The sequence below is a fragment of the Nitrospira sp. MA-1 genome (assembly GCA_032139905.1).
Taxonomy (GTDB): Bacteria; Nitrospirota; Nitrospiria; order Nitrospirales; family UBA8639; genus Nitrospira_E.
The window spans coordinates 666,997-690,474 of sequence record JAQJDB010000006.1; the positions used below are offsets into that span (position 1 = coordinate 666,997).

Annotated in this window: 16 protein-coding genes; 13 read left to right on the forward strand and 3 right to left on the reverse strand. The window is 48.0% G+C overall.

Annotated features, from left to right (window positions below; all coding sequences use genetic code 11):
* Positions 1-58: 58 nt before the first annotated feature.
* The 8 genes from PJI16_10465 (at position 59) to PJI16_10500 (ending at position 8,064) form a co-directional block, all read left to right on the forward strand.
* Positions 59-1,171, forward strand: a complete 1,113-nt coding sequence (locus PJI16_10465) for a hypothetical protein (GenBank protein MDT3777980.1) — start codon at positions 59-61, stop codon at positions 1,169-1,171.
* A 14-nt stretch (positions 1,172-1,185) separates the two neighbouring features.
* Positions 1,186-2,001, forward strand: a complete 816-nt coding sequence (locus tag PJI16_10470; GenBank protein MDT3777981.1) for a tetratricopeptide repeat protein — start codon at positions 1,186-1,188, stop codon at positions 1,999-2,001.
* 22 nt (positions 2,002-2,023) lie between these two features.
* Positions 2,024-2,347 carry a twin-arginine translocase TatA/TatE family subunit gene (gene tatA, locus PJI16_10475; GenBank protein ID MDT3777982.1) on the forward strand — a complete coding sequence of 108 codons (324 nt, stop codon included), beginning with the start codon at positions 2,024-2,026 and terminating at the stop codon, positions 2,345-2,347.
* Positions 2,348-2,438: 91 nt separating this feature from the next.
* A complete protein-coding gene (locus PJI16_10480) occupies positions 2,439-3,692 on the forward strand; it encodes a hypothetical protein (protein ID MDT3777983.1) in 1,254 nt (417 codons plus the stop codon).
* 372 nt (positions 3,693-4,064) lie between these two features.
* Positions 4,065-4,940: an ethylbenzene dehydrogenase-related protein gene (locus PJI16_10485; protein ID MDT3777984.1), complete on the forward strand. Its 876-nt coding sequence runs from the start codon at positions 4,065-4,067 to the stop codon at positions 4,938-4,940.
* A 38-nt stretch (positions 4,941-4,978) separates the two neighbouring features.
* On the forward strand, positions 4,979-5,410 hold the full coding sequence (locus tag PJI16_10490) for a PDZ domain-containing protein (protein ID MDT3777985.1): 432 nt from the start codon (positions 4,979-4,981) through the stop codon (positions 5,408-5,410).
* Between the two features lie 9 nt (positions 5,411-5,419).
* Positions 5,420-6,757, forward strand: a complete 1,338-nt coding sequence (locus PJI16_10495; protein MDT3777986.1) for a multiheme c-type cytochrome — start codon at positions 5,420-5,422, stop codon at positions 6,755-6,757.
* 92 nt (positions 6,758-6,849) lie between these two features.
* Positions 6,850-8,064, forward strand: coding sequence for a multiheme c-type cytochrome (locus PJI16_10500; protein ID MDT3777987.1), 1,215 nt, complete (start codon positions 6,850-6,852; stop codon positions 8,062-8,064).
* Positions 8,065-8,106: 42 nt separating this feature from the next.
* Here the strand turns inward: PJI16_10500 and ilvD are convergent, their stop codons facing one another.
* Positions 8,107-9,780 carry a dihydroxy-acid dehydratase gene (gene ilvD, locus PJI16_10505; protein MDT3777988.1) on the reverse strand — a complete coding sequence of 558 codons (1,674 nt, stop codon included), beginning with the start codon at positions 9,778-9,780 and terminating at the stop codon, positions 8,107-8,109.
* A gap of 734 nt (positions 9,781-10,514) precedes the next feature.
* On the opposite strand from ilvD, the gene PJI16_10510 reads away from it, so the two are divergent.
* The gene (locus PJI16_10510) at positions 10,515-11,348 is read left to right on the forward strand and encodes a hypothetical protein (protein MDT3777989.1); all 834 of its coding nucleotides are present in this window, start codon (positions 10,515-10,517) and stop codon (positions 11,346-11,348) included.
* Positions 11,349-11,359: 11 nt separating this feature from the next.
* Here the strand turns inward: PJI16_10510 and PJI16_10515 are convergent, their stop codons facing one another.
* Together PJI16_10515 and PJI16_10520 are read right to left on the reverse strand one after the other, a co-directional pair.
* Complete coding sequence (locus tag PJI16_10515) at positions 11,360-12,328, reverse strand: Gfo/Idh/MocA family oxidoreductase (protein MDT3777990.1); 969 nt, start codon at positions 12,326-12,328, stop codon at positions 11,360-11,362.
* A gap of 55 nt (positions 12,329-12,383) precedes the next feature.
* Entirely contained in the window at positions 12,384-13,031 is a 648-nt protein-coding gene (locus tag PJI16_10520) for a hypothetical protein (protein ID MDT3777991.1), read from the reverse strand.
* Between the two features lie 482 nt (positions 13,032-13,513).
* Between PJI16_10520 and PJI16_10525 the strand changes: the two genes are divergently transcribed.
* The 4 genes from PJI16_10525 to PJI16_10540 all read left to right on the forward strand — a co-directional run bounded on the left by PJI16_10525 (position 13,514) and on the right by PJI16_10540 (position 22,674).
* Positions 13,514-14,479 carry a KpsF/GutQ family sugar-phosphate isomerase gene (locus PJI16_10525; protein MDT3777992.1) on the forward strand — a complete coding sequence of 322 codons (966 nt, stop codon included), beginning with the start codon at positions 13,514-13,516 and terminating at the stop codon, positions 14,477-14,479.
* Positions 14,480-14,712: 233 nt separating this feature from the next.
* On the forward strand, positions 14,713-15,999 hold the full coding sequence (locus PJI16_10530; protein MDT3777993.1) for an O-antigen ligase family protein: 1,287 nt from the start codon (positions 14,713-14,715) through the stop codon (positions 15,997-15,999).
* 1,608 nt (positions 16,000-17,607) lie between these two features.
* Positions 17,608-19,251 carry a VCBS repeat-containing protein gene (locus PJI16_10535; GenBank protein ID MDT3777994.1) on the forward strand — a complete coding sequence of 548 codons (1,644 nt, stop codon included), beginning with the start codon at positions 17,608-17,610 and terminating at the stop codon, positions 19,249-19,251.
* 1,146 nt (positions 19,252-20,397) lie between these two features.
* A complete protein-coding gene (locus tag PJI16_10540; GenBank protein ID MDT3777995.1) occupies positions 20,398-22,674 on the forward strand; it encodes an FG-GAP-like repeat-containing protein in 2,277 nt (758 codons plus the stop codon).
* The last annotated feature ends 804 nt before the right edge of the window (positions 22,675-23,478 follow it).

Genomic DNA, 23,478 nt, shown 5'->3' on the forward strand with positions numbered 1-23,478 from the left:
GATGAAAATCTAGCCATCTCAATACACACATGCGCTTCAATTTCTAATGTACAAAAATATGATTTCTACTACTGGAAAGAGCCAAGAAAGAATAGACGGCCCCGGGCTTCTTTTTGAATGGGGTCTCAAGAGTTTGTTGTTTGCAGCCTTTTTTGAATTGGTGCTGTATCGGCTGGTTTCACGGTTGGGTATGCACCTTGGCAAGTTAGCCGAAAAATATGAAGCGGTTAGAATAGGATTTCGCACGCTCTCTTCCTTAGGGTTTGTACTATTGAATATGACTGCGATTCTGGTTTTTCTGATTTTAGGGATTTTGCTGGTTCAAAAAATACGGACAAAGCTTTGGGTGGGAGAATGGGATAAATTCGTTATTCCATTGGCGGCCTTATTGGTAGCCTGTACGGTGGGCTATTTACTCTTTCCTCCGGTTATGGTCGGAACGATTGTCTATAATGTTTTGGCGTTTGGATTGCTCGTTTTTCTTGTTTTGGAATACTGGGCTACTCACCGGGTGTTGAGCCAACGGCTCATGGTGGGTACTTTTTTCCTTGGGATTAGCGGATGGTTGTATTATCAGACGATGTCAACGACTTATGGATGGCTCAATATTTTTGATGCCCCACCCCTGGTGCATGAAGGTAATAGGCTTGGGGAGGCATTAATGGTGCTTTCAAGCATTCTGGTGTTTTGGGCCTATGGGACCACGTCGATCATCACCAAAAACAAGCAACAGCGCCGATGGGGGTTAACCCTGGTTATTAGCGGGGGGAGTGCCTTTCTAGCCCTACTTTTCATGGATTTTTTCCTTTCTCTCTGGAACCCTGAAGTGGCGAAGGAGGTCAGAAAGGCTGGCGAGGGGATAGGCTGGATTTTTCAAATGGGAATGGGCTATACCTTTTATCTTCCCTTTGCATTTTATGTGTTGGGATTTACCTGTTGGGCGTATACCGTGATTAAGTTGGTGTTGATCGGTCGGTTAGCAGGATATGGGCTGGGACTCATGTTTATGGCTGGCTATGCGCTCCAATTATCCCATTTGACCTTGATGGTAGTGCTTGGGTTAATGTTGCTAAATATTGATAAAAAAGGAACTTTGGGAAAGCTTCGTAAGAAAGCCCAAGAAGGGGTAGTCTATCAACCAATTCGTCCCGTTTACGGGCAAACACAGTAGTTAGGACACACGCAATGGAAGAACAAAGTGCTGCAAGCCAAACGATGGAACCGCAGTCTGGCGAGACGACCACAGAAGAACGCCCATTAACGGTTGATGAGGAAATTGCAGAGATTGAAAAGTTGTTGAGCGAGGAGCCGGACGACTTTCAAGCACGGTGTCGATTGGGCGAGCTCTATTTCAATAAAGGCCGGATGGATGAAGCTTTGGCAGAAGTAAAGAAGTCGATTGAGATGGCAGAAGGCATTCGGGTAGAAATGGATCGGTCTCTGGCCATGTACTATTCGAACCTTGGAACGATTTATGGAACGAAGGGGATGCTGGAGGAGGCTACGGCTCAATTTAAACGAGCATTGGAATTAAACCCCTATGATGTACTTGCTCTTTTTAATGTCGGCCGACTCTATAATGATAAAAATGCATTTTTAGAGGCCAAGGAGTATTTCGAACGTCTGATTGAAATTTCACCTGAGGATCCCATTGCCTGGTATAATTTGGCCGGAGTCTATGAAAAATTAGATGACCCTAATATCTCCGACTTTAATACGTTAGACATGGCAATGCAGGCTTATATGAAAGTACTCCAGTTTGATCCAAGTAATTTGGAATCGAGTTTTAAGCTTATGGAAATTGCCTTAAATCTCAAGAAATCAGATCTGGCAGTTAAAATAATGGAAGATGCCGTTGAAAATAATCCTGATGAACCATTGGCCTATTATAATCTGATTAACACCTATGAAAAGTGTAAGATGTTTGAGCAAGCGGAAGAGGCCAGAAATCGTCTCAAAGATCGGTTTAGCAAGCGTTCGAGAGAAATGGTAAAAAAGTGATACCCCAACAAGGAGAGGTACCATGTTCGGAAGCTTAGGATTTACAGAATTAATTCTCATCCTCATGATTGTGCTGATCATTTTTGGGGCGGGGAAATTGCCGCAATTGGGCGAAGGGGTTGGAAAAGCGATTAAAGGTTTCAAAAAATCTGTCCATGAGGCAGAGGCGTATGACCTGGACCCCCAAACCAAGGCCGAAAACACAGCCTCAGCCAACCATGGCAATCCTCAAGCACAAATTTCACAGCCTATGCAAACTGTCCAGACTGAAACGGTTCCCCCAATCCAAACGGAGGCAGCAAACCCTGCTCCACAAGAACAGGTTCCTGCGTCTTCTAAAGCCTAGTTTTGCTTAAACGGAAATGGGGTAAAAGTCTTTTTCGTAGGGGTCGTCGAACCAGATTGTTTTCGGAATAACCATAAAGGGTAAATTTTCTATGAGCATAGAGACCGCGTTGGAAATCGGGGTAATTGAAACCTTCGCCGGCAACGGAAAATCACGGAGCACAGGGGATGGCAAGCGAGCCGTGAAATCTGGAATTCCGTTGCCTAACCATGTCACCGTTGATCGGGATGGGCGGTATTTCTATATTGCGGAATCTGGGTCTGACCGAATCAGGCGAGTGGACATGGAGACCGGGCTGTTGCATAACTTCGCGGGGACTGGTGAGACATGTTATAGCGGCGATTACGGGCCATGTGGGGAAGCTGGTCTCTATCTTCCATTAGATGTCTTGTGTGATTCACAGAATCATATTTATGTCTGTGATTCAGGTAGCAATCGAATTCGAAAAATTGACGCGGATTCGGGAATTATTACAACCATCGTTGGTACGGGGCAGTGGGGATTTAATGGTGATGGGCCAGCATTGGAATGCAATTTAACGTATCCGGCAGCCATAGCCATTGACGATCAGGATCATCTTTATATTGCAGATACGCAAGCCCATCGCATTCGGCATTATAATCCTCAGACAGGAATGATTACGACAATTGCTGGTTGTTGGACGGCAGAAGATGATGAGCGTGTGAGTCCTTTGACAGCCCAAAATCTTATTGTCCTTTCCGGCGATGCGATTGGGATTGATTTTAGCAATGATGAAGGTTTATTGAGGCCGCGGTGTTCAGATGGACTGGATTTATCGTTATATCTTGACGATGGCAAGTCTGCTTTAGAGTGCAAATTGTACGATGTGGTTGATATCGATGTTGACCGGCATGGGGATTTGTACATCACGGATAAGGGAACAAACCGCATTCGAAAGCTAGATCGGAAAACTGGCACGATGTCCACCGTGGCTGGAATCTGCCGCTATGGGTTTGACGGTGATGGAAAATTAGCAGTGAAATCCATGCTTAATGTCCCTGAAGGCGCTGTGGTAGACTCCGAGGGGAATGTCTATATTTCCGACTCGATGAATCACCGGGTTCGTAAAGTTGATAGCCAGACCGGTGTGATTACTACCATAGCGGGAAATGGGGATAGTGGCTATGATGATAAAAATATGGGTGGGTGCGGTGCTGCTCGCTTTGTGGCAAAAGAAGACGCTGGGATGTTGAAGCATGGTGATGGACTCATTGCCATAGAGGCGATAGTGAACACTCCAGCTGGCTTAACCTTGGACTCACAGGGGTATTTGTATATTTGTGAACGAAATGAAAATAAAATCCGTCGATTGAAATTGCGATAACGAGGCTAAGTTAATTTTTCAATAGAAATTGCCTGAATTCGGTGGAGCCATTCTTATCCCAGTGAGTAAATAATTTGCTGCCCCACGTACTGGTTCAAGGCTATATTATTCGTTTTTCTTCTCCCCCCCATCCTGTTGGCGGAGTTCAGTTATTTCCCAGTTGCCATTATTCGTCGAAACTCTTGAAACTTTCTTCCCGGTTTGTACTACGTATCGCTCTGCATTTAAAATAGGGCAATGCAGTTATTCGAGAACCACGCATTCAAATTGAAAACGATCCTCCAGAATGGATGTGTTCGAGAATGGACTGATTTTTTTATTTTTGAATTATCATTGGTATTGAATCTTTAGGAATTCCAAGGGAACCAAGTATTGAGCACAATTCACGCCAAAAAACGGATTGCTTTGTTTGTGGTTTTTGCTGTGGTGGTTTTATTCGGATTGACTTGGTATCAAGTCCCCCTTGTCAGTTCACAGGGCATGGTTGTTCTTGCCCATTTTTCAAAAGGGGAAGTCCCTACCCATCCTTCCGATTCCGCGTGGGAATCCGTGGCTCCTCTCCCTGTTCCTCTCAGTGGCCAAATCATTACCAGACCGGTTTGGCCTGAGCCCAGTGCACGAGCTCTCTCCATCCGATCAATTCATAACGGGAAAGACATTGCGTTTTTACTGGAATGGCAAGATGCCACAATTAATGAATCGTTGACGCCTGGGGTCTTCAGGGATGGGGTTGCATTAGCTCTTCCTCTGGGAGATGCACCGGCCTTTTTTTGCATGGGGCAACTCGATCATTATGTGAATATTTGGCATTGGAAAGCGGATTGGCAGAGCGATGTGGACCGACGTGCCGAGCGAGCCAAAGAATCCAAGCGTGAGAAATCAGGTCCTCGTCGGTTTGAAGTGATCCCGCGTCGGCCCTCATCGGTCGAGGACCTCGTAGGAGGGGGTTTTAGCACCCTAACGAGCAAGGAACAGCAGGGACGCATTCAAGGGCAAGCGGAGTGGAAAAACGGTTTATGGCGAGTGGTCATGAAACGGCCCCTGACCTCCACTGGAGATGATTTGGACAATGAAGCAATGCTGGTTCCCGGGCGAATGCAAGCCATAGCCTTTGCGGTTTGGAATGGAGAAAATAAGGAGCGGAATGGGCAAAAGTCGGTTGCCTCCTGGATGCAATTACTCATTGATCCGGTTCCACTATCACAAAATGGGCCAGGGGTAATGGAATCCACGCATAGGTCATCATGAGAATCTTAGAAATGAAAAGGATGAGATCTATAGGTGGAATGCGAATTTTCTTAAGTATTTTGTGCCTGTGGTTTGGATTGATTGCCCTCCAAGCAAAGACATTTGGGCAGCTTCCAAATGAGAATATGACCGAAGAAAAAGCCATGATATTGGCCGAACAATTTGGAATTGATGTGGGGGAAGTAGACGAGGAAATCAAGAAAATTCTTGGATTGACTAAAGCTGAAGGGGTTGTAGTGTATGCCGTCATAGGAGGGTCTCCTGCCGAATTATCAGGAATAAAGGTGAAAGCGATCATTAAGGAAGTTGATAAGTATGAAATCAAAACCCTTGTAGATTTGGGAACGGCCTTGGAACAGACCCTCCCCACAAAGAATTTTACTGTCGCCACCTATGAACCTGCAGATCCAGAGAATCAAGGGGTTACCGGCGGGCTTAATTTCCATTTTGTACGAATTCTTCAGGATTAACCCATTTGCATGGAAAATCTGTTTAGCAAAAATTTTCGGTTGTTGAAAATTGTACCCTTGCACAACCGATGGATTTTAACGGCCCTATTGGGGATTTTCTGTTTGTCTGGAGTCGGGCTTGGTCAACAGCCTAGCTCAGTTATTGGTGAGGGAGATGAATCCTGGATTGAGGAAATTGAGCAGGTTTTTATCCCTTCTGAACAATGCAAACAATGTCATGACCGGCATTATGAAGAGTGGAAGGGGATGCGTGAGCAGACCATGGATTTGAAGACCTTTGGCCGGGTGGATGGAGCTCTTCTCCATGGGACAGCTCTCACCTCACCGGTGTTCAAAACTGTCTTGGGCCTGTGGCTTCAAACCGATCCCGATCAGGAACAACGTACTCGTTGCCTTTCTTGTCATGCTCCCGCGGTGACCGTGTTCCCACAGCACACTGATCGGATTATTGATCAAGTGATGAAGGGAGGAAAGCGGGGTAAAATTGAAGGCATTAGCTGTAGTGCCTGTCATCTCATTACGGGGATTCAAGAAAATGCCTATGGACATCCCACTTTCAAAATTGAATCAGGGGCGATTCTTTACGGACCATACGCCGAACCAGATGAGAATCTCGTGCATCCCTCTGCGCAGGCGGATATTTATCGAGGAGCACATTACTGCGCATCCTGCCATTTTGATAAAGTTAAGGACGTCACTCGGCCTGATATCCCTGGGGAAATTCTGAAAGGCACGATTTGTCAGGATTGTCATATGGAGCGTTCTACGGGGAGTTCAACCTCTCAACGTGGAGCCCTCACTCGTCCAATCGGAAGGCATTGGTTTCAAGGTATTGTGATTCCTGGGATTATGCTGAGTAATAGGAATTTACAGGCCGAATGGTTTTCAAGGGTGGATATTGAAGCTAAAAAGGTTAATGGACAGGTTGAGGGAGAGGTCCTGCTACGGAATGGTGCCTTGCCTCATACATTTCCCGGTGGCGATCCAGTATTGAAGCAATTTTATGTCACGATTACGCTCAAAAATTCAGATGGACAGGTTATCGACCAATATCAGGAACGCTTTGGCCGAACATTTGAGGAACTGCTTCGCGGTCCGATCCCCAGACCATTTGTCAATGGAGGTACAACCAGGCATATTCCATTTACATTGAAAGTTCCCCAAGGTACAGAGGTTACCCTGATTGAGGCTGCAGTGAGTTATTCTCTCATTCCCGAGCCATCTAAGGCTCTTTCCACGAAATTCATCGAAGGCCTGGCCACCGATAAAGAACGGGAAACGGCAGAACGGATTATTAAAGATTATTCTTCCCCGCGGCTCCTCACGTTTCGCACCATGAGTTTATAGACAGTCAAAACTTGCAGATTGTTTGTTGGAAAACATAAAAGGATTGTCTGATGACCAAAAGCTACAAAGAGAGAACACCCGGGGGTGAAGTTATGAGGGGGGGGATATTGTTGTTGTTGGGATGTTTTCTGCTGGCGATGCCTCCTCAGGCCTCTGTGGCAAGTGAATCGTCTTTAAACAAAAAACCAATAGAAAAATCATTTCCCAATTCTGAAAAATGTAAACGTTGTCATCTTCGAGTCTTTGATGAATGGGAAGCTTCGGCTCAATCGCGTTCTATTGTGACTGCCGCTTTCCGGGTCACCCTGGACAAATTTCTCGCTTCATCCGATAAAAAAGACCATGCAATGTGTTTTCGTTGTCACGCTCCGCACATTCTTGAATATGGCGACCATCTGCCTCATTTTATTAAAGAGGTTCAATCAAAGGATCCACGGATGGATGGAGTCGGATGTCCGCAATGCCATCTTATTCAGGATGTAGACATGAATTCGCATCCTCCAACGCCAACATTCCAATTGGGAACAACAATTTTTGGAGGATATGATAAAGCCGCTGAGAATTTGGCACATCAATCACAGAAGCTGGAACTCTATCGAGAGTCTAAATTCTGCGTGACCTGTCACGATTCCCTTCCAAAGATCACGGACTCTGCCAAGGACCTCCCTGGTTGGCTAGGATCTTGGGAAAAAACTAACGCTGAAACCAGTGGGAAACCCTGTCAAACCTGTCATATGCCAGAGGCAGTTGATGAATCTGCAAATGGAGAGAAGGTCAGGAAGGTCGCCAATCACAGCTTCCCTGGTAGGTTCGGAAAGGTCCGTGCGGATGCTGTTACCTTGGACTTTTCGACTGAAGCCTCCGCCGAAACTTCTCAAGTCCAGGTCAATATTCAGAGCCTGGTCCCACATAATTTGCCTTTGCCGCATCCTGGGTGGTCTCGGGTGGTCGTTGATCTTTCTATTTTTGGAAAAAATCTCAAAAAGGTTTATAACGAACAACGGTTTTATGAGCGCACGTTTGGCAATACGGAGGGAAAGGAGACGGTCTTTGATTTTGAGGCAAAAAAGGTTTTACACGATACCCTTCTTAAGCCTGAAGAAATGCGGGTAGAGGTCTTTACGTTTCCCACCCCAAAGGATGCGCCTTCCATGGATGTGGTGGTGACCCTTACGTATGCCCCAGTCCACGGACCACAGGATTTCCTTGAAAAAGTGGAAGAAGAAGCGGCACTCGGGCAAAAGGACAAGGCCTTTCAATCAGTCCAAATTGCCCAAAAGAAAATGAACATTCCCCTCAAAAAATAATCGCATCTCTCTGGAGAATCGCATCCCTCTTGAGGAGAATCGTTAGGAAGTCACGGCTCCCAGAGATGCGGAGGAAACCATCTTGGCATATTTGGCTAGCACGCCGGTTGTATATCGTGGTGCCGGTGGATTCCATTTTGCCAGACGGGATTGAATGTCTTGATCTGATAGTTCAACATCCAAACGTCGTGCAGTAATGTCTATATTAATCAGGTCTCCGTTTTGAACTGCCGCAATTGGTCCGCCTTTCGCGGCCTCTGGGGCGACGTGTCCAGCCATGAAGCCAAAGGTGGCTCCTGAAAACCGTCCGTCCGTCAAAAGGGCGACTGATTCGCCTAACCCTGCCCCAACAATAGCACTCGTCACGCCTAACATCTCCCGCATCCCTGGTCCTCCTTGTGGTCCTTCATAGCGGATAACGACCACGTCTCCTGGCACGATTTTGCCTTTTTGGACTGCCTGAAACGCATCCTCTTCGCAATCGAAGACTTTGGCGGGTCCATGGTGGGCTAATTTGGCATGCCCCGCTACCTTGACGACACAACCTTCCGGGGCAAGATTGCCTTTCAGTATCACAAGCCCTCCCGTTGGTTTAATTGGATGAGAAGGGGAAAAGAGAACTTTTTGACCGGGAGTTTCCTTGGCTGAGAAAGCTTCTTCAGCTAAGGTTCGTCCTGTGACAGTCATTTGGTCCCCATGGAGATGGCCAGATTCCAAAAGCCACTTTGCCACCAACGGGGTTCCTCCTGCTTGATAGAGATCGGCTGCCATGAACTGACCCCCTGGTTTCAGGTCAGCCAGGAGCGGGACTTGGCGGTTAATAGTATCAAAATCATCAATATTTAATGGGAGTGACATTTCATGTGCCAGGGCTAAAAGATGGAGAACGCCATTGGTGGATCCACCGGTAGTGGCGATTGCCGCGATGGCGTTTTCCAATGCGGAGCGAGTAATAATATCCCTGGGGCGAAGATCATTTTTCAGGAGATTGATCAGGATTTTTCCGCATTCCTTGGCCACTTGGTGCTTTTTGGGGTCGAGGGCTGGCACGCCATTGAATCCCATTGGGGAAATTCCTAAAAACTCAAACGCAATTGACATGGTATTCGCCGTAAATTGACCACCGCACGCGCCGGCTCCTGGACAGGCTCGGCGTTCTAATTCAATCAGCTCCTCCGTTGTCACTTTCCCTTTGGCGTGTGATCCGACGGCTTCAAAGACATCCTGGATCGACACAGGTTTTCCATGGAATTCTCCAGGCATGATGGAGCCTCCATAGAGCATGATTGATGGAAGATTCAGACGGGCCAGGGCCATCACGCATCCCGGAATGGTTTTGTCGCAACCTGATAAGGCAATGACTCCGTCAAACAGATGTCCTCGAACCACTAATTCAATGGAGTCTGCCACTACTTCCCGACTAATCAAGGAGGCTTTCATGCCCTCCGTCCCCATGCTGATGCCGTCTGAGACCACGATCGTGTTGAATTCGATAGGGGTCCCTCCCGCCTCACGAATCCCTTGCTTCACACTTGCTGCGAGATCGCGGAGATGATAATTGCAAGGAGTGATTTCAGACCAGGTATTGGCGATCGCGATAAGGGGCCTGGTAAAGTCTTCGTCGGTCAAGCCGACGGCCCTGAGCATCGCACGAGCGGGGGCACGGTCGGGTCCCTCAGTCAGGACAAGGCTATTTTTTTTCAAGGTTTTTGACATGAAACGGTGCTCCTTCGATCATAACCGTTGATGAATGGAATATTGGGTCAGCCAATAATTCGATGCCTGAATGTCTCATAATGCTAGGAAAATGGTCAATGTTAGAGGGCCAAAATATTGCACGTATTTTAGCCATAGCGATCATGCTTTCCCATGAAATCAGCTGGAGAAGAGAAGAAGACGGGCGGTGAGTAACGCCGGACAGTCCTTTCCTCTGAAACGGAAAGAGGAGGGAGGTCTTGATCCTGAAATTCCCGGGAGGTGAGTTTACGAAGTGTCACCGATGAAAGGCTACGTTGTAGCCGGAACTTCCATCCATTCCTGGGGATGAGGGAGTAAACAATATGAGCAAATAGGGATTGGAGAAATAATAGGTCTCACCATGACGGTAAAACTTTACAAGCTGTCGTAATCTGGAATGCTTCAACTAATTTCGCAGGGGCTTTGATTCCATGGCCCCTTGTTGAAGGTATTCCAAGAGTCGATCATGCCGGATTGAAATGCTGTGGGTGCAGGATTTTCTCAAAAATTAATTATCGCTTTTAATACTATCTAAGCCAGCAATTACCGGCTCTACAGGAAAATAGGGCACTGGGGCGTGGGAAGAGCCTTTTTGAAAGAAGGTGTGTTGAAGTTGTGGAAAAGGTCTCCTGCTTGGTGATGACAATACATGCAGTTCCCAGAAATGACTGTAGTGCACAAATGAGCCACGACAATGAAGCTTGGAGGTAGGGATGAACCTAACCACGGTTTTGCTGAAACCTGGAGGCGGAAAGCGAATGGTTCATAGAATCAAAGGACAGGTGAAAGACATGAGTTCGTTGATCTACCAGGGCGGCAATCGTAAAGTGTGGTGGATCTCCCTGACTGTATGGGGCGTGGTGACTGTCCTGCTCGTGTGGGGGATTGGTGAAAGTAGAAGTGAAGGAGGCTTGGAGAATGAAGTTTCATCAGGAGTTGAAAACCTTGAGCCATTTCAGAAGGAGAAGGTAAACGTTTCCTTCGCCGATATCTATAAACAGCGGCTACAGGGTCATGTATTTCTCGCTCACAGCGAAATTGCCTCGTCGCCCCAGCCTTCGCCGGATATTGCTTCAAAGGGAGATGGTTCGGCCTTAGTTGGGTCCGTCATGGCCCTCTTAGCCACATTTGGGGATGCCAGTGTTCTTCCGCCTGAGGGGACCTCCCAGGCCAATCAACTGATTCATGGTCTCATCCAATTGCAGTCGGCTTTAGTGAAATCCCAATCTTCAGAGTTGAGCGAATATTTTATAGCGGCGGTTGAGCAGCGTTTTGATAAGGAAGGTGCAGGGATTTTACAGTCAATTTATCAGAGAGGGTTGACATCCAAAATGTTAGATGCCCTCGTGAACTATAACCACAAAATACAAATGTGGGAAAAGCCAGCTCTTACTGAACTCTTTCAACGTTATAATGTTTCCCGGCAAGATTGGGAATTAATTGAGAAAATCTTTGGCGAAGCCGACGTAGCCTATCATAGGAAAGGATCATCAATCCATGACGCCTATGAGCTGTGGAGAGCACAAATGCCGGGAAGTCGGCCATGAAGATACAGAAATTAATTGAGGAAAACGGGTTTCCCGGTTTGTGCTGATCGGTAACACGCATCGGCAAGTTCGACTGCTCGTAACCCATCTTCCGCAGTAACGGGCATCGGTCCTCCAGTTCGAATCGCCTGACAAAAGTCTCGAAGTACTTCAATTAACGTGGCACTGGGAGGGCAGGAATGGTCTAATATCTCGCTGCCCCTGGAAATTTTTCGAACGATGTTGGTCGTCCAATCGGCGAATGCTTGGCCATATGACCCCATAATTTCTGCGCGGGTGACTCGTCCCTGGCTTACGCGTGAAATATCGAGGTAACAGGGAAGTCCTTTTTGCGTAACCAGTTTAATGAAAGCCCGATTTTCGGGGTCATCGGCCCCAGGCCGACTAATGTCAGCCGAGACCGAATGGATCTCATCCTGAGTGAGGACACGGACCAGATCCAGCAAGTGAATCCCAAACTCCATGAGGGCCCCATAATTGATCCATGACGGGTTTTTTCCCGGCAATGCTGAGCGGGATTCGAATCGCATGGTGCAAACAAGATATTGCCATTGGCCTAAGGATGAGGCGAAGGCTTGCAATTGGCGTATCGCTGGCTCATACCGCAGAGTCTGAGCAGTCATTACAGGGACTTTAGCTTTGGTGGCGGCCTCAACGATTTGGCTGCTCTGGATTTGGTTCAGAGCGAGGGGTTTTTCCAGAAGAACCGCTTTGCCATGTTGAATGGCTTCTAATGCAATGGGAAGATGGAGTGAGGGAGGGGTCACGATCAGAACGGCCTGAATAGCCGGATCGGCTAAGAGATCGTGATAGTTCGGGTAAAAGCGGAGAGGGTATTCTGTGGCGAGTCGAATGCCTTCTTCCATGTTTTTTCGGCTGATGGCAATCAATTTTCCTCCCGTCTCGATGGAGAGCAAATGATGAAGGTAACGGGAGCCGTGTCGTCCTACGCCAATCAATCCAAGGGGAATCGGTTTCATGTCAGCCCTGGTTTTTTCCTTTATCCCGCGTGAGTATTAAGTAAATGAGGTGTCTTCATCCAATCCGTATAAAACACACAGGATCGCCTACTAAGGCAGTTGGATAGGTCCGATCCTCCACTTGATAGGGAATACCATGTAAGTGGCACCAGTGTTCAACCCAGGGCATTTCTTCAACCGAGGTCGTGAGCAACCCTGGCAGGGTAAGTTTGGCCATGCAATTGGCAAATAAGCGAACTCCTGTTTCCCGTTCGTGTGAAAAGGCCGATAGGTCAAAGGCCAGAGGGTCCGCACGGCCGTAAGAAAAAAGGACTGACAGATTGGGGAATTCTTCCGGGTCATTCAGAACGCTGACAATCCAAAGATGATCAACCTTGCCTGTCGCCGTCTCTGCCGACCCGCAGTAAAAATGGATTCCGTTTTCACCCCCGGCTTGGTTGAGAATATCCACTTCTGCTTGTCGAAGATTATAGGGACATACCGTTCGATTTAATTCCAGCCGTTCCATGAGCAAAACGGGAATCTCCGGGACTCCTGCACCCACATATAAACTTCGCCCCATAGCAGGCAAACGGGTGCGGAGGGCTCTCGCAATCGCGATCCCCAGTTTCTTGCAGGGACCTCGGCGATCCTCCCAAAACGCGTCTCCACCTTCGTCACAATAGACCGGGCCAAGCCCATCATAGTCCAACACATTATACATTCTGGAAATTTCTTGAGTCGTGGCAGATGATAAGTTGGGGATTTTCATACCCTGTGTAGGCCTTTCGATATGTCTCGGTTTCCTTCTTTGTACCAGGTTCGGCAAAGGAGATAATAGCCCTTAAAGGAAGAGGTGGTGTCATGATCTAAGCCAGGAAAGTTAGCTCTATCTCAACTTGACCCATATTACGATTTTGTGTATTGATACACTTGAAATGGCTTAGACGTTCTTCTAGGTAAAGAGGTCTAATCCCAAAAGTGGCAAAGGTTCCTCCTATCACCGATTCCATTCCTCCTTTACTGTGCGTCATGGGAAATTCCTTGGTTGGGGTCTCAGTATAGCGAAGGTACTCCTCAGGAGTGGGACACACCTCGCGCCTTAAGGCTGAACCATTCGGTGCTGATTTAGCTAATGATTGTTTTACCTTGAAAGTTTTTTGCCAGCATAGCCTGTTTTTCTAGAGATCACGAGGTCAGATCCTTATGGATATTCTTCAAGAAATTCGCCGGGTGATCAGGCTGGAAGGTCAAGCCATTGCGCACCTTGAGGAGAGCATAGGTCTTCCTTTCGAGGAGGCGATAAAGATGTTGCAATCCTGTCAGGGAAAAGTGATTCTTACGGGGGTAGGGAAATCCGGCCTGATAGCGAACAAAATTTCGGCTACGATGGTATCCACCGGCACGCCTGCGGTGTTTTTACATGGCTCGGAGGGGTTGCATGGGGACATTGGGATTGTGGCAAAAGAAGATATCGTGATTGCGGTAGGAAAGTCAGGCGAAAGCGAAGAATTGCTAGCACTACTTCCGTTTATTCGAAAAATGGGCGCACGAATTATTGCCATTACCGCGCAGGTAAATTCCACCCTGGCACGCGGGAGTGATCTTGTTCTTGTGACGCCCATTCAAGAAGAAGCTTGTCCGCTCAATATGGCTCCTACGTGCAGCACCACTGCAGCCTTGGTCTTAGGGGATGCGTTGGCCATGGCCTTGATGAAATTGCGAAACTTTCAGCCAGCCGACTTTGCCATGTTTCACCCTGGTGGACAATTGGGTAAACGACTGCTTTTGAACGTTGGGGATCTGATGCGAACAGGTGAGGGAAATGCGGTAATTCGTCTTTCTCATACGATTCAATTCATGTTGTGTGAAATGACGAGTAAACGTGCTGGCGCAGTGTCTGTGCTGGATGAGGAAGATCGTTTATTGGGATTGATCACCGACTTTGATATTCGTCGGGTGCTGGAAGGGGGGCAAAACATTTTTGCTCTCACCATTGCCACGGTCATGAATCCAAAGCCCAGTTGGGTATATCAGGATGAAAAAGCCGTCAAGGTTCTTCAATTTATGGAAAAACGGGAAAAGCCCATCTCCGTGTTACCCGTCCTTGATCGACAGGAAAAAGTCGTCGGCATGATTCATATTCATGACCTGATTTCCCGTGGTCTATAGCCAATATTCGTGTTCAATGCGAAGAGTCTTGGATTTGATTCAAGAGGTGCGTCGTAGTAGGGGGACAGCGTGATGGTTAGCATCCATATCGATTCCTTAAATTCGGGTAGCCGGTTTGTCTGCGTATGGGGCAACAGAGTTTCAAATGTTTTTGCCCACAGCTGAATGACTATTGAGGGTTGGCTTAAAAGCGTACCTTCTGCCAGACTGCTTGTCTCAAATGAATTGAAACAATGAGCATCCACTTAGACGTGGGACAAGTCGGTAACAACCCCTCTTCAAAGGTTTTCTCCAGCTCCGATCTTTGGGTTGCCCTGGGGTGGGCCCTTTGTGCGGTCATTCTTTTAGGATTCTCTCCCAGACTATTTCATATTCAAGAATATTTCTTTTTCCCTCTTCTGGGTATGGCAATCCTCCTTTGTTTATGGGAGCGAAAGCCTTTCTGGATTCATGTCTCACTCCTTATCCCGTTTATCTGTTTTGTATCCTGGGTTGCGTTTACGATTCCTTTTTCAATTGATCCTATGATCAGTCTACGGGAATGGCAAAAAGTTGTGGCACAGTTTGCGGTTTTCTATGGAACCTGTTTGATTGTGCAGGAACAACGAAATGATTATTTATTAAAAAAAGTTCTCCCCGTCGTCCTCTTGGGGGCCATTGCTTGTTACACCTATTCCCTTCTGGATTTTTTTGACCGAGGAGGGAATCTTTTAGATCGCACAATTCGTGCGGGTTTTCCAAAAATAGACGGTGCAGACTTTACCTGGTTGAGTACCAATGTGTTGATGGTTTTTCCTCTGTTTATCACGGGATTTTTAGCGGTGACTCATCCATGGAAACGGGTGATGTTGGTCTGTGGCATACTCCTCTCTTTCTTGGCCCTCCTGCTTTCCTATAGTCGTGGTGTCTGGTTAGCAGCCCTGGCGCAAATAATTGTCGGAGGATATCTAGTTCATAAACGGCATACGCTCCGATTGCTGATCATAGGAATAGCGGTATTCCTTTCAATTGGAGTCGTCCTTAGTCAATTGGGGCTACATCGTGAAACCTTCAATTCCTGGACTATTAAGGCTCGGTTAGCGGTATGGAATCTTAGTGTTTCAGATGTTTTGAACCATCCCATTGTTGGAGTCGGTTATGGCGTACCTATTTTAGAAAAACGTCATGGGCAAAATATTGTTGACTTGGAAGCAATGAATCTAGGAATTCCTGATATTCCGGAAAAACCGCATAACTGGTATCTCATGGTGGTCACGGGGACGGGATTACCAGGGCTGGCCTTGTTTCTTTGGTTGCTCGCCAAAGTGGGATCGGCCATTTATGAGGAATGGACAAAAGCTAAAACTTCCGCACATCGGTGGTTACAGATGGGAGTATTTCTGATGGTTCTTGGATTTTCCATTCGTATTTTTTTTGAGGACAGCTTCGGCGGGAGCCATTCCTATCTGTTTTGGATACTTGTCGGTACAAGTGCGGTGCTTGTGGAAATTAGGAGTGGAGAGCAAAAGCCAATTGGGTGAGCTGAGAAGTTCCTAGCCGAAAAATGTATGGAGATGGTTAGGGGTATTTCAGAGGCAGTAATCCATCATTTCTTTAGCTGATCGGCAATTCCCCACATTTTTCCGAGCCGTACGCTGAAAAGTGATGTGTGACCTCATCCGGGTATATGGTAAGTGAGCCTTGCTTACTCCACATTTGGGAGCGCGCAAAGAGTCCATCGCTTTAGGAGGTCAGTAGTTCTATAGATCACGGGCGTCAGGACGTAAGCAGGGTCCGGGCTATCGGAAAGGACGGTGACCGTTTGTTGAAAACCAACGGTAGGAGAGGAGCGTACCCTGTCCAGCCATCCATTTGAGCGGGGGGCTGGGTTTAACCCCACTTTCTAAATGAAGTGGAAAATGTGGTCCAGACACATGGGAGATATGGAGTAGTGAGATTCTTTCGAGGATCCCTGTTCTTTCATCTTTGCCGCAATGGCCGCGGAAGCTTTAATGATTGTGTGTCATTTCGGCACACGAGCTTTCCACCCCAACACAGCTTTCATTGACCTCCACAGGACCAACCAGTCGGTCTCTTTCAGGACGCCCCCTTTTTCATGGGAGTTCGTGGAGCCATGGCTAAAAGGTAAAGTAACTGGCCAAGCCAAGGACTCGTTGCAATCGACGAGCTTTCGCGCTGTATTTCTGACTCGTCAAATTCCAGATGGTGCACAGTCGAAAGTGCTTCTGGATTCCCTCAAATATTATTCCCCCAATCGCACCTGTTTCCCACAGAGTTGGCGCGACCTTTTATGGGGGAAGAAACCAAATAAATCCTCCAAGGTGGGCGAATAGACGCTCAATTTAGCCCAAATTGCTGTCGGGACTCCCGGGCCATAAAGTTATTATGAATTCCCCATAATTGGAATTAGGAGTAGAAAAGACCGTCATCCAGAAATATTCAACGGAAAGATTTAGAAATGATTTGAAATTCTTTAAATAGTTAAAGAATTAATCATCTGACTCGGAATACCAGGTAAAGAGGATTTCCTCATCGTCGGAAAATTTGTCTAAGTCAGAAATATATTGTCTCACCTGTTGGAAGTTGTTCCTTGTTTTTTAGCCCTGGAACGATTGGGTACCCTATTCTGTCAAAGATTTTTTCGACTTTAGAAAAACATCTGGCTTCCTATCTACTAGATTCGAACACTGATTTCACAAAACATACTCGGATCGAAGGAATCTAGAGAAATAATCGTGGAGATGACAAAGGTGGCAGAAGTTTTGCTGTACTAAGCCGGAAGAAAGATATTCATCATTTTCTATCAAATAACCAGTATGGACTTATGGAAAACTGAGACTTGTTCCGGGATTATCAGGCAGGAAAAATAACTCAATTTCTGTAGAAATACAAAGGAGGTGGTACCAGGTAGAACACTTGAAAAGAACTGCGAATTCGGATGGTTTGAAAATTTATCCCCACTTTCAATCCGTTTGAGAGGGAAACAGCCAATTCAGCATGCGGTCATATTCATATTTTATAGGTGTGTTAACCATTGCCCGGGAAAGATTTTTTGTGGAGATTTATTGAAAGGATAGGCTTCCATGAAAGATTTGGTCTTATTCCTGGAAAAAAGGAAAGGCGGATTTATGAAAAGGAATACATGTCGGTCTTCAGGGTGGGTAGCGGGTTCACTAGCGACTGCTATGTTGGTTATGGGGACGGCGTCTATGGCCGCTGCGGCGGGTTTTACCGCATATAACGATTTGGCCTGGGGTACCGGTCAGCTCGAAACGAATATCACGAAGTACACCTCGCCAGATGGCGGTTCTGGCTTGCCCAGTACCGGCTTACTTAAAGATTTTGCCACTGGTGTCGATACCGGCGTCACCCTAGCCGTTACGGGGGGCTCATATCTCGGTGCTCCCCAGGCCACTCAAGGGGCAGATCCAACCACAGGAGATGCCTTTATGATCTTTGATGGCAAGGTCAGCGGCCAGGGCGCGCTTTCCTATGTCGATGCTGTTGGCAGTTCCCTCGTGTTGACCTTTAGCGGGCTCAATCCAAACAGGACGTACGATTTGGCCTATTTCGCTCATCGAAATGCGAACGGGTGGGATCGGGCTTCCCTTGTGACCATTTCCGGAACGGCTGGGCGAACGAATACGAGTTCGGTGGCAACTGATAATCCCAGTGAGCCTGGGGGTGTGATTTTCTCTGGTCCTGGGGATAGCTCAACTCGGTTACCGGCCGACAATGACAATGGCTATGTGGCGCGGTGGAGTGAGGTGAGTCCCGGCAGCGATGGTATCGTGGTGCTGACTATTAGTTTTGATGGAAGTGCGGGTGAGCAATACAAGGGAAAGTATGGCAGTGCAGTCCGATTGATTGAGTCATCTGGTTCTGTTGGCCATGATTTGGATGGGGATGGCAAAGCCGACCTTGTCTGGCGACATACAAATGGTAATGCTGCGGTATGGTTGCTGAATGGGACAGCGGTTCCCTCCTCCATGGGCTCTCTAGGAGGCGTGAGCTCTGCATGGCAGGTTGCGGGAGTGGGTGATACGGATGCTGATGGCAAGGCGGATATCATTTGGCGCAATACCACGAGCGGCGCAGTGGCTGTATGGCTGATGAACGGGGTGACCATGACTTCCGCTGGTTTTCCCGGCACAGCATCCACGGCCTGGCAAATTCAGGGAGTGGGGGATCTAAATGGTGACGGCAAAGCCGACCTTGTTTGGCGACACACGAATGGGAGTGCTGCGGTATGGTTGCTGAATGGGACAGCGGCTCCTTCCTCCATGGGCTCATTGGGTGTGGTGAGTTCGGCGTATCAAATTTCGGGAGTTGGTGATACGGATGCCGATGGTAAGGCGGATATCATTTGGCGCAATACCACGAGCGGCCTTGTGGCCGTGTGGCTGATGGATGGGGTGACCATGACTTCCGCTGGCTTCCCCGGCACTGCGTCGACAGTTTGGTCCATCCAGGGAGTCGGGGACCTGAACGGTGATGACAAGGCCGACCTTGTCTGGCGGCACACGAATGGAAGTGCTGCGGTATGGTTGCTGAATGGGACAGCGGCTCCCTCCTCCACCGGCTCATTAGGTGTGGTGAGCTCTGCCTGGGAAATTAGACAGGTGGGTGATACCGATGCCGATGGCAACGCGGATATCATCTGGCGAAATACCACGAGTGGGGCAGTGTCTGTGTGGCTGATGAACGGGACGACTCTGACCTCCGCTGGTTTCCCCGGCAGCGCATCGACCTCCTGGGAAATTCAACCTTAGCCTGAAGCACTTTTTGAAAAGAGAGTTCTGCTAAGTGTGATTCCCGTTTCTTGCTAGAAACGGGGGTCACGTCAAGCTGGAGCCCAACGCTTTAGGGAATTGTTGAGTAGGCCAGGGAAGAGCGGAATCTCATCTAAGAGCTGGGGGGCATGACGGAATAAAGAGGATAAGATTTATACCTCTTCCGGCATTGCCCCCCACTTGCTTTATGCGAGCTAATGAAGAAAGCCCAAAAGGCCTCACGTTTGAAAGGCACAGAGAAGGCTTAGAATAGTTTATACTTGGGGAAATTGGGCTCTCCTGCTGCAGATAAGCTACGTGTGGGAGGCGTCTCTAGATCACCTGAAAGGCATGATGAGAATTTAATACCATGATGAAGTAGTCCATAAGACATCATCGGATTGGAGTATGTGAATGGAAATGCAGGAGAAACCTTTGCTCCTTTCTTGGAAGCTCCTGATGCTAAGAGACCAGGGGAGTATAAAGATTCATTCAAAAATTTATAAATTCAGGAGGTGTCTCCAAGTTTTATTTGAATTGTAAGGAAATGGGTTAACTTCCTTTGTGTCAGAGAGAGCTTAAGCAAATTTTAAATCTGAAATATTCGAAAAGTCCTTAAAAAGAAAATTAACTGAGGTCTATCTGGGAAGGAAGCATTGGACGAGTGGGAGTGTGGGGTTATTCCCATATGAAGTATTGATTAATCTTCAATTTGTAGGGTGTTGGGGATCCCAATAAAAAAACTCTATGATTATTATGTCCAAAGGACGCAGGTTTTTCTACAGTGTTTATTCGTTTTAAAGAAAAATGACCTTTTAAAAACAAGATTCCAGCTATTTTGATCATTTTCTCGACCGCCTATCCGCCAGTTGACATTTGCTGGGCACGAGATATGCTGGAGTTTTGACAGTCTTAATTTGGTATTAGCCTTATATTGGTATTTTTATAGGAATGAATATTTGTATATATTCATACCGTAGGTTATGTATCAAGGTTTGAAGATCTGATTTTTTTGGATTTGCTCAGGCATTCTCTTACATGTTTGTGATGCCTCAATATAACCAGTAAAGTTTCCTTCGCATTTTATTCTAAAAAATTTGGGGATGACTTTTTCCCCCCAACATTAGGACATTAGGGATCGTAAATATGAAGAAAATTGGTGTGGTGAGTTTTGGCTGTGCGCTATTTTTACTGGTGGCCTCTGTGGCGCCAGCGACCGCTGCTGTGGTGCGGCAACCCTATCTACAACTCGTCACTCCCACCTCCGTTACGGTGGTGTGGCGCACGGACCTGAATTCAGCAGACAATAGCCAAGTGAAATATGGCACAGTGGCCGGCTCTCTGAGCCAAACGGCGACCGGTACGGCGGTCACACGCTCAGGACTCAACGTCAAGGATCACATTGTTACGATTACCGGGCTAACCGCTGCCACCAAATATTTCTATAACGTCGGCACCGTGACGAACGGTGTGCAAGTTACCGGCACTACTCAGCACTTTTTTGTCACGGCGCCCCCCGTCGGGTCGGCCACACCCGTTCGGGCGTGGGTGCTGGGGGATTCGGGCGACGCCAGTAACAACCAAAGGAATGTGCGGGATACGATGCTGACTGAGACCGCGCTGAATCCGCCAGCTCCCAACTTGATCTTGCACATGGGGGACATTGCGTATCAAAGCGGCACCGACGCACAATTTACCAACAACCATTTTAAGATTTACGAAGATATTCTCCGCCAGACACCTCTTTGGCCGACGCTGGGTAATCATGAGGTTCCGAACAGCTCCAGTTCCCTGGGCATTGGGCCTTACTACGAAGCCCATGTCCTGCCGAGCAGCGGCCAAGCGGGAGGGGTGGCCTCCGGCACCGAAGCCTACTATGCCTTTGATTACGCCAATGTGCATTTCATTGTGCTCGACTCCATGGACAGTAGTCGGGCTCCGGGCTCGCCGATGTTGACCTGGTTACAGAATGATCTGGCTGCCACCGGGCAAGAGTGGGTGATCGCCTTCTGGCATCATCCGCCTTATTCGAAAGGCCACGACTCGGACAATGCCGCCGACTCCGGTGGACGATTGGTCAATATGCGGGAGACGGTGCTACCCATTCTGGAGGCCGGCGGAGTGGATTTGGTCCTTGCGGGGCATTCTCATGCCTATGAGCGGTCTTACCTCCTGGATGGCGCCTACGGCTATGGCACCTCACCTAACTTTGCTACACCGTCCTTCAATACCCTATTGGCCGATGGCCATATTCTGGATGCGGGCAATGGCCAGCCCTCGGGCACCGGAGCGTATCAGAAAAGTGCCGGAGGTGTGTCGCACGAGGGAACCGTGTATGTCGTGGCCGGCCATGGGGGGCATGATCTTGATTCCACCCATCCCGTGCATCCGGTCATGGCGGTGTTTGATGTGGCCTATGGCTCGGTGCTCCTCGACATCACGGGCAGCAGCCTCACCCTCCGAAATCTGCGGGCAGGAGGCGCTATCACCGACACCATGAGCATTATCAAAAATTCCACTTATCCACCTGGTCCAATTGCTTCGACTGACTTTAATAAGGACGGAAAATCCGATATTGTTTGGCGGAATACCAGTACTGGGGCCTCGGCCATTTGGCTCATGAACGGTGTTAATATCGCCTCTAACGGGTTTCCAGGCGTGGTGTCTTTAGCATGGCAGATCGCTGGAGGCGGCGATGTTAATGGAGACGGGAAGTCGGACTTTGTCTGGCGAAATACGAGCAGTGGTGCAGTGTCGGTGTGGTTCATGAATGGATCAACCGTCACGTCGACGGGTTTTTTACCCGGGGCCCCTTTAGTGTGGCAGATTGCGGGCGTGGGAGATCTCAATGGCGATGGGAGGGCTGACCTCATCTGGCGAAATACTAGCAGTGGCGCAGTGGCGGTGTGGACTATGAATGGGACGACTGTAACCTCGACAGGATTTCCAGGTAGTGTCTCGTTGGATTGGGTGATCCGGCAAGTAGGCGATCTCAATGGCGATGGGAAAGCCGACCTCGTCTGGCGTAAAAACAGCACAGGGGCTGTGGCTGTGTGGCTAATGAATGGGGCAACTATTACGTCGACGGGTTTTCCGTCAGGTGGATCCTTAGCGTGGCAGATTGCAGGAGTGGGAGATTTGAATGGGAATGGCACGGACGACATTGTTTGGCGCCATGCGAGCTCAGGTGCGGTAGCTGTGTGGTTTATGAATGGGGCGACCATCGCATCGACAGGCTTTCCGGGGAGTGTTTCGTTAAATTGGGTGAATCGGCAGGTGGGCGATCTCAATGGTGATGGGAAGGCCGACCTCGTCTGGCATAATACAGTTAGTGGTACAGTAGCGATATGGTTAATGAATGGGGCGGCCATAACCTCAACAGGCTATCCCGCTACTACGTCCCTAGATTGGCAAATTCAATAGTCGGAGAATTAAGGGTTTTTTTGTATTCGAAAGCTTCCTTTTTTGCAGAAGCGAAGCTCCTTCCCTAACTTTGAACAAAGCGGATACGAAGGCGGCAAGAATGATATTGGCAATATGGTCGTAATTAAATTCTACATTCAAGCTGTACGAACATTTCTTGTTGTTTTCAATGAGCAGCGTGTAAAATCCTCATGGTTTGTTTTACCGATTAACGGAAGATGTCTACACCTGATTTGTTACCCACCGTTCACTCCTAGACAAAATATAGACCCTGATTGAAGCTCGGCGTTATCAACAAATGATCGTCTTGGTTTCCCATTTTGACGGAGTATCTGGCGTCCGAGAGAGGTGTTAACAATAAACTCTTTGAAAAATCCTGAGCGACGCCCATGGTTGTTTTACGCCAATTTCGTCGTCGAAGGGCTTTGCGGGTTTGATTCCTCCATGGTCTTCATGACCTGAGCATTATCTGCAAAGCCATTCATACGGTTAAATTGCTTCTCGCAGTACAGCAACACTGGCCCCAGTCAATGCTGGAGCCTCGCGCTGCCTCGGGTGCATTTGATTTTTCGCTCGTTTTGGCGAACCAGTGGAAACATGGTCGCAGGGTTGGTCGACATCAGTGTCTTGTGCAGTTGTGCCAGAACCTTCACATGATGAAACGTCGACATTCTTTGAAGGCTTCCAGAACCGAATTCGCCGTCAATCACATGATTTTCGATGGAACCTTCCCAAAGCCCTTGGCCATCTTCTGGTCGCTCAAGTCCATGTCCAGTGAGATGAGGCTTAGCGGCCCGGATGGGG